Annotated in this window: 11 protein-coding genes; 4 read left to right on the top strand and 7 right to left on the bottom strand. The window is 62.3% G+C overall.

All coding sequences use genetic code 11. The features are described 5' to 3' along the window. The 3 genes from ACLBXN_RS19800 to ACLBXN_RS19790 form a co-directional block, all read right to left on the bottom strand. The coding region (locus tag ACLBXN_RS19800; RefSeq protein WP_447613282.1) for a tripartite tricarboxylate transporter substrate binding protein BugE at positions 1–889 on the bottom strand (889 nt) is incomplete at its 3' end. A 73-nt stretch (positions 890–962) separates the two neighbouring features. Then, a complete protein-coding gene (locus tag ACLBXN_RS19795) occupies positions 963–2225 on the bottom strand; it encodes a CaiB/BaiF CoA transferase family protein (protein ID WP_447613281.1) in 1263 nt (420 codons plus the stop codon). 239 nt (positions 2226–2464) lie between these two features. Further along, the gene (locus ACLBXN_RS19790; protein ID WP_043008344.1) at positions 2465–3658 is read right to left on the bottom strand and encodes an acyl-CoA dehydrogenase; all 1194 of its coding nucleotides are present in this window, start codon (positions 3656–3658) and stop codon (positions 2465–2467) included. Between the two features lie 197 nt (positions 3659–3855). On the opposite strand from ACLBXN_RS19790, the gene ACLBXN_RS19785 reads away from it, so the two are divergent. Next, positions 3856–4821 (top strand): LysR family transcriptional regulator, encoded by a 966-nt coding sequence (locus ACLBXN_RS19785; RefSeq protein ID WP_043008342.1) that lies wholly within the window; start codon positions 3856–3858, stop codon positions 4819–4821. 126 nt (positions 4822–4947) lie between these two features. Continuing rightward, positions 4948–5619 carry a thiaminase II gene (gene tenA / locus ACLBXN_RS19780; RefSeq protein WP_407713943.1) on the top strand — a complete coding sequence of 224 codons (672 nt, stop codon included), beginning with the start codon at positions 4948–4950 and terminating at the stop codon, positions 5617–5619. 365 nt (positions 5620–5984) lie between these two features. On the opposite strand, the gene ACLBXN_RS19775 is transcribed toward tenA, so the two are convergent. Continuing rightward, positions 5985–6938 carry a LysR family transcriptional regulator gene (locus ACLBXN_RS19775; protein WP_447613280.1) on the bottom strand — a complete coding sequence of 318 codons (954 nt, stop codon included), beginning with the start codon at positions 6936–6938 and terminating at the stop codon, positions 5985–5987. Positions 6939–7025: 87 nt separating this feature from the next. On the opposite strand from ACLBXN_RS19775, the gene ACLBXN_RS19770 reads away from it, so the two are divergent. Next, complete coding sequence (locus ACLBXN_RS19770) at positions 7026–7955, top strand: DMT family transporter (RefSeq protein ID WP_447613279.1); 930 nt, start codon at positions 7026–7028, stop codon at positions 7953–7955. 49 nt (positions 7956–8004) lie between these two features. Here ACLBXN_RS19770 and ACLBXN_RS19765 read toward each other — a convergent pair whose 3' ends face one another. Both ACLBXN_RS19765 and ACLBXN_RS19760 read right to left on the bottom strand, forming a co-directional pair. Continuing rightward, the gene (locus tag ACLBXN_RS19765; protein ID WP_447613278.1) at positions 8005–8745 is read right to left on the bottom strand and encodes an LrgB family protein; all 741 of its coding nucleotides are present in this window, start codon (positions 8743–8745) and stop codon (positions 8005–8007) included. Further along, positions 8742–9131, bottom strand: a complete 390-nt coding sequence (locus ACLBXN_RS19760; protein ID WP_043008336.1) for a CidA/LrgA family protein — start codon at positions 9129–9131, stop codon at positions 8742–8744. The genes ACLBXN_RS19765 and ACLBXN_RS19760 overlap by 4 nt, the downstream gene beginning before the upstream one ends. Positions 9132–9330: 199 nt before the next feature. Here ACLBXN_RS19760 and ACLBXN_RS19755 point away from each other — a divergent pair, with 199 nt between their 5' ends. Further along, the gene (locus ACLBXN_RS19755; protein ID WP_003078700.1) at positions 9331–9549 is read left to right on the top strand and encodes a hypothetical protein; all 219 of its coding nucleotides are present in this window, start codon (positions 9331–9333) and stop codon (positions 9547–9549) included. Positions 9550–10422: 873 nt separating this feature from the next. Here ACLBXN_RS19755 and ACLBXN_RS19750 read toward each other — a convergent pair. Continuing rightward, positions 10423–10731 (bottom strand): hypothetical protein (locus ACLBXN_RS19750; protein ID WP_447613277.1); only part of this gene is annotated, 309 nt, incomplete at its 5' end.

Here is a 10731-nt window from a genome sequence, read left to right as displayed (position 1 = left end):
CTTCGGGGGTGTCGGCCATGATGATGGAGCCGCTTTCCTCGATGCGCTTCTTCACGTTGGGGTCCTGCACGGCCTTGCGCACGGCAGCGTTGATCTTGGCCACGACGTCCTTGGGCAGGTTCTTGGGGCCGACGATGCCGTAGTACGCCATGCGGTTGACCTGGGGCAGGCCGACTTCCTTGAAGGTCGGCACATCAGGCAGGGCTGCAATGCGCTGCGGAGCGGCGACGACCAGGGCTGTGAGACGCTTTTCCTTCACAAAGGGCAGAGTGGAGGGCAGGTTGTCGAAAATCAGCGGCACCTGACCGGCCACGGTGTCGTTGAGTGCAGGGCCCGAGCCACGGTAGGGCACGTGGGTCATCTCGGTCTTGGTTTCCAGCTTGAACATTTCCATCATCAGGTGGGTGATGGAGCCCAGGCCGGGCGATGCGTAGGAGTACTTGGCGGGCTGGTTCTTGATCTCGGTCAGGAAACTCTTGTAGTCCTTGCCGGCGAACTTGGGGTTGGCCGCAATGATGTTGGGCGTGGCGGCAATGTTCACGATGGGCGTGAAGTCGGTGGCCACGTTGTAGGGAATCTTGGGGTTGATGGCCGGATTGGTCGCCGTGGTGGAGACGGTGGCAATGCCGAGGTTGTAGCCATCGGGTGCTGCGCGTGCGGTTTCGGAGGCGCCGATGCTGCCGCCGCCGCCGCCCTTGTTTTCCACCACCACGGACTGGCCCAGTTCACGGCTCAGAGGCTCGGCAATGATGCGGGCGATCAGGTCGGTCGTGCCGCCGGCGGCAAAGGGCACCAGCAGTCTGATGGGCTTGTTGGGGTAGTTGCTCTGCGCCTGGGCTGCGCCGCAAACGGCGAGGGCGGCCACGACGGTGGCGGTGAACTTGAACATGTTTGTCTCCTTGGTGTGATGTGTGAAAGGCAGGCACCGATCTATGCCGTGCTCTGCCCATGTGAAAAGGGTGTCAGATCGCGCCGCGCTCCCGCAACAACGTCAGATCGGCAGGGCTCAGCCCCAACTCCAGCAGCACCTCGTCAGTGTGCTGACCCAGTGCGGGCGGTGCATTGCGGTAGGTCACGGGCGTGGCGGACAGCCGCATGGGGCTGGCCACGGTGGCCATGGCAGAGATGCCATGGCCCGCGCTCGACGGCAATGTCTTGTGTATGCCCCGGGCCTTGACCTGCGGGTCGTCAAAAGCCTGGGCGATGGTGTTGATGGGCCCGCAGGGCACGGCCTTGTCCTCCAGCAGCGCAATCCAGTCGGCGGTGCTGCGCTGGCGCATCTGCGGCTTCATCAGCTCAAGCAGCGCCGTGCGGTTGCGCACGCGGGCGGTATTGGTGGCAAAGCGCGCATCCTGCGCCCAGGCTTGCTCGCCGATCGCTGCGCAAAAGCGCGCGAACTGGCCGTCATTGCCGATGGCCAGCAGCACATTGCCGTCCAGCGTCGGGAAGTCCTGATACGGCGCCAAGCTGGGATGGGTGTTGCCGGCGCGGCCCGGCGCCTGGCCGGTGGCCAGAAAACCTGCAGCCTGGTTGGCCAGCACAGCCATGCCCACATCCAGTAGCGCCATATCGATGTACTGGCCCTGGCCGCTGCCATTTCTCGCGTTGTCGCGGGCGTTGAGCGCGGCCAGGATGGCGTTGCTGGCATACAGCCCCGTGAATACATCGATCACGGCCACACCCACTTTCAAGGGGCCGCCGCCGGGCTCGCCATCGGCATGGCCGGTGATGCTCATCAGTCCGCACATGGCCTGCACCATGAGGTCATAGCCCGCGCGTTCGGCATAGGGGCCGTCCTGGCCGAAACCCGTGATGGAGCAGTACACCAGGCGCGGGTTCAGCACCTTGAGACTCTCATAGTCCAGACCGTATTGCGCAAGTCCCCCGGTCTTGAAGTTCTCCACCACCACATCGGCCTCTTGCGCCATGCGCTGCAGCAGCGCCCGGCCCTCGGGGTGCGCCATGTCCACGGTGATGCTGCGCTTGTTGCGGTTGCAGGCCGTGAAGTAGCTGGCTTCGCGCGTATCGTTGCCCGCGTCGTCCCTGAGGAACGGAGGCCCCCAGTGGCGTGTGTCGTCGCCGGCGAGAGGGCGCTCCACCTTGACCACATCGGCCCCCAGATCGGCCAGCATCTGCGTGGCCCATGGACCCGCCAGCACGCGCGACAGATCCAGCACCTTGATGCCTGCCAATGCGCCTGTGGGAGTGGTGGAGCTTGCGTTCATGTCGGATGATCCCGTAAAGCGAAACAATGAAATAAATAGCTGCTTGCGCTTTATTTGTCTGGGTTCTGAGCTGAAAACTATTCAAAACCCAGACAAATCAAGCGGTACTAGCTAACAAATGAATAGCGGTGGTTGGCATCGCCCCGAGGTAAGGGCAGCCAGCAAGAGCCGCCTAGCGGCGAAGCTGCCGTCCCCCTCCCGAAGAGAGAGGGGGAAGCGGCGTAGCCGCTCAGGGGGAGTTAATTAGCAAACGCCGCAATACCGGTCTGGGCACGGCCCAGGATCAGCGCATGCACATCATGCGTGCCTTCGTAGGTGTTGACCACTTCGAGGTTCACCAGATGGCGGGCCACGCCGAACTCGTCGCTGATGCCGTTGCCGCCCAGCATGTCGCGCGCCATGCGGGCGATGTCCAGCGACTTGCCGCAGTTGTTGCGCTTGACCAGAGAGGTGATTTCGATCACGTTCTGGTGCTCGTCCTTCATGCGGCCCACGCGCAGCGCGGCTTGCAGGCCCAGCGTGATTTCGGTCTGCATGTCGGCCAGCTTCTTCTGGATCAGCTGGTTGGCGGCCAGGGGGCGGCCGAACTGCTTGCGGTCCAGCGTGTACTGGCGGGCGGTGTGCCAGCAGTCCTCTGCCGCACCCAGCGCGCCCCAGGCAATGCCGAAGCGGGCGCTGTTCAGGCAGGTGAACGGGCCCTTGAGGCCGCGCACGTCGGGGAAGGCATTCTCTTCGGGGCAGAACACATCGTCCATCACGATTTCACCGGTGATGGAGGCGCGCAGGCCCACCTTGCCGTGGATGGCGGGGGCGGACAGGCCCTTCATGCCCTTTTCCAGCACAAAGCCGCGGATCTGGCCCACGGTGCCGTCCTCGGAGACTTCCTTGGCCCAGACCACGAACACGTCGGCCACAGGGCTGTTGGTGATCCACATCTTGTTGCCCTTGAGGCGATAGCCGCCGTCGACCTTGTAGGCGCGCGTGGCCATGGAGCCGGGGTCGGAGCCGTGGTCGGGCTCGGTCAGGCCGAAGCAGCCGATGAATTCGCCCGAGGCCAGCTTGGGCAGGTATTTCATCTTCTGGGCTTCGGTGCCGAACTCGTTGATGGGCACCATCACCAGGGACGATTGCACGGAGGCCATGGAGCGGTAGCCAGAGTCCACACGCTCGATCTCGCGCGCCACCAGACCGTAGCTCACATAGTTCAGGCCTGCACCGCCGTACTGCGTGGGGATGGTGGGGCCCAGCAGGCCCAGCTCGCCCATCTCGCGGAAGATGCTGATGTCCACCGATTCATTGCGGAACATGGCTTGCACGCGGGGCTTGAGCTTGTCCTGGCAGTACTCGCGTGCGGCGTCGCGGATCATGCGCTCGTCTTCGGTCAGTTGCTGGTCGAGCTGGAAGCAGTCGTCCCACTGGTAGCCATTGGCCATGTTCGTCTCCTGAATGCAAGGTGTCGGGCTGCAGGCGCTTTCTCGCCTGAGTGCTTGCACACATCTTAGGTGGCCGAAATAGAGGCTGGCAAACGATGAATAATCATCTATGGATGAGAAAAATGCATGTATAAGTTGAATGGATCAGGTTTTGACTTTGATCTGCTTTTTATGAATGCGCCGAAGGAATACGTAATATGCGCAGAGTGCTTCCCTCCACCCAGGCCCTGGCCTGCTTCGAATCGGCTGCCCGCCACATCAGCTATACCAAGGCCGCACAGGAGCTGTCGCTGACGCAAAGCGCGGTCTCGCGCCAGATCATTGCGCTGGAGGAGTTTCTGGGGCTGGCCCTGTTCAGGCGCACGCGCCATGGCGTGCTGCTCACCGATGCAGGCCGGCATTACGCCACCCAGGTCGGGCGCTGGCTGCAGGGGCTGGAGCGTGACACCCTGGATCTGATGAGCCACCAGGGCGAGGGCGGCCCCATCAATCTGGCGGCCGTGCCTACTTTTGCCACCCGCTGGCTGCTGCCGCGCCTGCCGCAACTGGCCCAGCAGCACCCCGATATCACCGTCCACATCGATGTGCAGACCCGGCCTTTTCTGTTTGCCGACACCGTGTTCGATGCGGCTCTTTATGCGGGCACGCCCGGTCAGGTGGAACGTTGGCCCGGCGTGCAGGCGCAGTGGCTGATGGACGAGGAAGTCGTGCCCGTGTGCAGCCCGCAATTGCTGGCCACGGCCCAGCAGCGCGATCCAGGCCGTGCCTGGCTGCCGGTGGGCCCCGAGGTGATCGCGCGCCTGCCGCTGCTGCAGCAAAGCACGCGCCCACAGGGCTGGCGCCAGTGGTTCGACGCGATGCATGTCGATGCGCCGCGTGCACTCGACGGCATGCGACTTGAACTCTTCTCCATGCTGGCCGTGGCCGCCAGTCAGGGGCTGGGCGTGGCGTTGATCCCGCCCATGCTGATCGAGCAGGAGATTGCACGTGGCGATCTCATCGTCGCCTGCCCGCAGCCGCTGCGCGGCAACCGCGCCTACTATCTGGTCACTCCCGAGCTGGCGGCCGAGGCGCAAGCCTCGCCGGCGCTGCGGGTGTTCAGTCAGTGGCTGCAGCACAAGGCGCAGGAAGCCGCTGGCCGCAAGCCAGAGCGCCAGCCTTGAAATACAGCTTTGACCGAATATCTGCCGGGCTTTGGGCTGCAAAAGCATGCATCTCAGCAAGAATGGTTGCTTGCCCAGTCAGCAAAGCGCTGGCTGCTATGAATTCTTGCAGTGGAGAGTCGAATCATGTCTTTCAGCCAAAGCCTGTGGAATGCCAATCAGGCGCTGTTTCAAAGCACCCTGGAGCTGCCCTTCAACCAGGAGCTGGCGGCCGGCACATTGAGCCGGGAGCGTTTTTGCCACTACATGATTCAGGATGCGCATTACCTCGTCGCCTATGGCCGCGCGCTGGCCGTGGCGGCGGCCAAATCCGATAACGCCGAAGGCGTGGTGCAGTTTGCCAATGCCGCCAATGAGGCTGTGGTGGTGGAGCGCGCCCTGCATGGCGGCTTCATGCGCGATTTCGGCATCACGCCCGAGCAGTTTGCGGCCACACCGCTGACGCCGGCCTGCCATCACTACACCAGCTACCTGCTGGCCACGGCCTGGAGCGCCACTTACCCGGTGGCCGTGGCCGCGTTGCTGCCCTGCTTCTGGATCTATGCCGAGGTGGGGCGCGACATTCATGCGCGCTCGGCCAAAGACAATCCATATCAGGCCTGGGTGGATACCTATGCCAGCGAGGAGTTTCATGCGGCGGTGCGCGGCGTCTGCGCCACGGTGGATCGCCTGGCCGAGGAGGCCACCGAGACCACGCGCGCGGCCATGCATGCGGCTTACAAGGATGCGGCCCGGCTGGAATGGCTGTTCTGGGACAGTGCCTATCGCCTCGCCGATTGGCAAGGGCCGCTGCGCTGAGAGCCAGGTGATGCCGATGGTGTGTTGATTAAAAAATAATCAGCAATCGAATTATTCAATGCCGACAGGGGCTTAGGTCGCTTATTCAAGGCGTTGCCGGGGTTTGTCCACAAGCTTGTAGCGATTTGTTGGGGAGAACTGCTCTGCAGCCCAATTCAGACTTGCCTGAGCTGCTATGAAATGCAGAGTTTGAGGGTTCCGGGTACTGCAGGGTGTGGTTTGCCTAAAAAATGGGCGGGCTCCTGAAAATCATTTGAAAACAATGGCTTGATCTGCTTATCCCGCCCACTGCCGAGTCTTGTCCACAAGCTTGTAGTGCCTGGATGGGGAGAACTTGCTCCTGTGTGGACGGCAGCGCCGGATCTTCAGAAGCGCTGGCGCTGGCCTGCCTCGACCAGGTGGTCGATCAGCGCCCGCACCTTGAGCGGCAGGTGACGCGAAGGCATGTACAGCGCATAGGCAGTGCGCGGCGCGTAGTTGCCCGTCAATTGCCAGTCGGGCAGAACCTGTACCAGCGCGCCGCTGCTCAGCACGGCCTGGGCGGCAAAGTCTGCCACCAGGCCTATGCCCTGGTGCTGCAGTGCCAGATTGATGATGCCCGTGCTGCTGTCCATGGACAAAGGCGCGTGAACGGCGACTTCGGTCACCGCAGGCACCGGGCTGCGATCCTGGCCGTGCAGCCATTGCAGCCGGCTCTGAAAGTCGCCATAGCCCAGCGTGATGCATGCAACGCCATGCTGGCGGCCCAGTTCCAGCGGATGGCCGGGCGGCTTGGGCAGGCCCTGGAGGTAGGCGGGCGAGGCCACGGCGATATAGCGCACCTGACGCAACTCGCGCGCCACCATATGGGGTGGCAGCTGTTCCGGGCGGGTCAGGCGAATGGCCAGATCCAGACCTTGCTGGGCCAGATCCTGCATCTGGTCGCTGAGACTGACGGCGATCTCCAGCTCCGGCCATTGGCGGCGCAGCGCAGGCAGCTGGGCACTGAGCCAGATTTCACCAAAAATGGTCGGTGCCGTCAGCCGCACCGTGCCGCGCGGCACGCCGCTGTAATGGCCAGCAATGGCGTGGATATCGCTGGCCGTCTGCGTCAGCTGGCTGCAGGCGGCATAGACCTCGGCACCCAGCTCGGTCAGGGACAGGGAGCGGGTCGTGCGGTGCAGCAACTGCACGCCCCAATGGGCTTCCAGCCGTCCCACGCTGCGGCTGACCGCCGAGGTGGTCAGATCCAGTTGGCGCGCAGCGGCGGCAAAGCTGCGCAGCTCCACCACCTTGGCGAAAACCAGCATTTCAGGGAGCAGGCCGGGTTCTGTGCTCATGGGGCGACTTGATTGTTGATCGGCAAGCAATAGTAAGTGGAATCGGGATGTATTGATGCATGAATGTGATTGACGGACGATGCCGTCATGACTTCCCAGATTTCCTCCTATTTGCAAGCGCCGGCTTCCAAGCCGGCTTTGGCCGCTGCGCCGCCGTCTGGTGGCACCTGGCGCATGATGCTTGCCATGGCGCTGTCCGGCACCATCGGTCTGCTGGTGGTGGAAAGCGGCCTGCCCGTGCTGTGGGTAGTGTGGCTGCGCTGTTTGCTTGGCGGCCTGGGGCTGGCGGCCTGGGTCGGGTGGTCGGGTCAGTGGTCACGGCTAAGCTGGCGCGAGTGCGGCTGGCTGCTGCTTGGCGCTGCAGCGCTCATCGTCAATTGGCTGTGCCTGTTCCGTGCCTATGAATACAGCGGCATTGCCATCGCCACGGTGGTCTATCACGTGCAGCCCTTTTTGCTGTTGCTGCTGGCAGCACTGCTTCAGCGTGAGCCGGTACCGCTCAATCGCCTGCCCTGGCTGGTTTTGGCGTTGGTTGGCGTGGGTCTGAGCAGCGGCTTGCTGGGACTGGCCGGCCAGGGAGCATCGCAAGGGCAATTGCTGGGTATCGGGCTGGCGCTGCTGGCGGCCGGGCTTTATGCCTTGGCCACCTTGGCCACCCAGCGGCTCAAGCGGATCGCGCCGGCGCAGATTGCCATGCTACAGATGCTGGCGGGAGCGCTGAGCTTGCTGCCCTGGGTGCGGGAGCTGCGCGACCAGGCGGTCTTCAGCCCCAGGGCCTGGAGCGCGGTGCTGGTGCTGGGTCTGGTGCATACGGCCTGGATGTACACATTGATGTACACGGCATTTCAAAAACTGCAGGCGCAGGCGATCGCCGGCTTGTCCTTCATCTACCCCGTCATGGCCTTGCTGGTGGACCTGCTCTGGTTTGGCGCCAGGCCGCAGCCGGTGCAGTGGCTGGGCATGGCAATGATTCTGGGGGCGCTTGCAGCCTACCGACGCAGCGAGCGAAAAACCTAGTGAAAATGGCGTTCAGCGCTTATGTGTAAAGCGTTGGTAGCTATTGTTTTTAAATCCAGGGGGTAATGGCCAGCACCAGTGGCATCAGCACGGCCGTGGCCACGCCGTTCAGGCCCATGGCCAAAGCGGAGAACGCGCCGGCCGTGGGGTTGAGCTGAATGGCGCGTGCCGTGCCAATGGCATGGGCCGTGAGCCCGATGGCAAAGCCCTGGACCGCCGGGTCCCGAAGACGCAGGACGCGGCACAGCAGCGGCGCCATCATGGTGCCGCTGATGCCGGTAATGGCCACGGCCACGGCGGCCAGCGACGGTGTTCCGCCAAAACGCTCGGCCATGGGCAGGGCGATGGGAATGGTGGCCGACTTGGGGGCCACGGCGATCAGCGTGGCTTGAGAGCCGCCGAAAGCCCAGGCTATGCCCAGGGCTGAAAGCAGCGCGACCAGGCAGCCCACCAGCAGTGCCACGCTGATGGGCAGCCACAGTTGGCTGATGCGTTCGCGTTGGGCGTATAGCGGGATGGCCAGTGCCACGGTGGCAGGCCCTATCATCAGGCCCAGCAGGGAGACGCCGCTGCGGTAGGTTGCATAAGGCGTGCCCGTAATCATCAGAATGGCGACGATGACGACCACGCCCGTGAACACCGGTATCAGCATGGGGCGGTTGCCGCTTTTTTTGTAGATGGCCATGGCCGCCATATAGACCAGCATGGTCAGCACCAGCCAGGGCAGGGGCGAGCCTTCGGCCAGGCTCAGCCAGGCGGTGTGCAGACGTTCAAGCAGTGAGGTGCTCATACGCTGGCCTCCTGCTTTGCGGCGGACTCGTCATCCGGCTTGCGAGTGCGCTGGCGCTGCAGGCAGAAGCGGAAGGTGAGGGCGGTCGCGGTGAATGTGATGGCGGCTCCGGCGATGCAGGCCAGCACAAAAGGCAGCCATTCGCGGCGCAGATGGTCGAATTCAAGCATTACGCCCGCAATGACGGGGATGAAAAGCAGCATCATGTTCTGCAACAACACCTGAGCCGTGTCTTCCAGTGTCTTGGGTAGGCGTTTGTAAAACAGCAGGCCCAGCAGCAAAAGCAGGGTGCCGATCAGCGCGCCGGGCAGAGGCAAGCCCGTGACGCGGGCCAGGAACTCCCCCAGTAGCTGAAAGGCAAAAAGTACGGCAAGCGCATACAGCATAAAGGTGGTTCGCTCCTGAATAATGAGTTGGCAGCCTGTTGTCAGGCTGCCAACTCTGTAAGGGTGGGGTATGGGTTGGGTGAATAAAGGTAAAGCAGGCGGGTAACTATTGCGTGTCGCGGATGACAGGTTTATCTTGGATCTCAGGCGCTTCGGAGCCGAAGCGGCCAGTCATCGCACGAGCTTAGGAGAAGTCACCATGCAAACCGCAGTCTATCGCGCACCTGTGTATGAACCTACGGTCGATGAATTGGAAACACTCAAGAAGCTGGAGCTGGGCGAGGATGTCTCCTTGTGGTCTGCGGCCAAGGAGTATCTCTCCAGGCGCCTGCTGGAGCGGGGGCTGGTGGAGCAGGATGCAGAGAAGCATTGGCATATCACCGAGTCGGGGCGTATGGTGATTCGGCGTCAGCTCTGAAAAGCTTAAGGGTTAACCCCTGGGTTGCAGTTGCCTGATTTGAAGGCAACCTACCTTTCGGGCTGTAAGCACAAGGGCTTGTGAGCCTTTGTCACCAGGATTCCACTGAATGTCCACAATCTTGTCCACATGAACTGTGGAAAAATCGCTGTCATGAACAGCGATTTTTTTATGATTTGAATCAAGCCAGGCTTGCGAGGATTGACAGCGACAGGTCTGGCTGACAGTCCAGCTTTGGTGGTGCTCAAAACAGATCTTTGAGAGGGAAAAGATCCTGGAGGCAGGCGTGCGCAGCTCGCTCGGAGCGAATCGACATCTGTAGGGGGCAAGGGTGCGATCCCGACCAGACATGAGATCCGGAAGCAGGTGGATGCACCAGATTGGGCAAAGTTATGCACAGCGGCTGTGCAACTTCAAAAAATGAGCGAATAAGACCAGCCCAGCCTTATCAAGCCGGGAAAGACAGGTGTCTGTGGCGTATTGGATGCTCCGCTTTCTCACACGGAGAAAGGAGGCTGCGCTAGTGAAGCTAGCTCTGGGCCGGATATGCCCGGAATCAGGGACATGCCTTGAAAGCATGGGATTCCTGGGCCCTGGCGCTTGTCCATGGGGAGGCGGATTGTAGCCCATATTGGGGCGCTGGAATTGCCTCAGGCGCTCTTCTGGCAAAAAACACCTGGCGCCGAATGAACTCTGGCGTGCTGCCTCGCCTGGCTTGCATTGCCTGAAGGTATGCGGGTTGCTGCTGTCAGTACCCGGTGAGAGCGTATTTGCGCGATGCAAAAACAACCAAGGAGGGTGAGCCCGCCCTGGTTGCTTGACTGACGGTCAGCGCAATGGAGGTGCTGTTGCGCTGTGATGGCTTTGGGCGGTCTACTCGCTCGTGGGCACGAAAAACAGGTACTCACCTGGCCCCATCTGCGGGGTGATCACATAGCCATCGCACTGCCTGTCCTTGCACTTCACAGGGATGGCGCGAGGCCATATCGTTGCTGCCGTCGGGTAACCGGGCAGGTACTGGGGCACATGCCAGACGCCATAGTCACCCACCGGCTCGGCTTGCTGCGATCCCGTCACGCCTTGCTCGCCACTTCCGAAGATCTGGCGCTGAATGCTCAACGGTTCATTGACCGCCCTGGAATCGGGCGCTGCCAGAGACGAAGCGCCACATAGTGCCATCGC

Source organism: Comamonas sp. C24C, assembly GCF_053345995.1.
The sequence above is the reverse complement of the archived record's forward strand: the minus strand, read 5'-3'. Positions and strand labels throughout refer to the sequence as shown.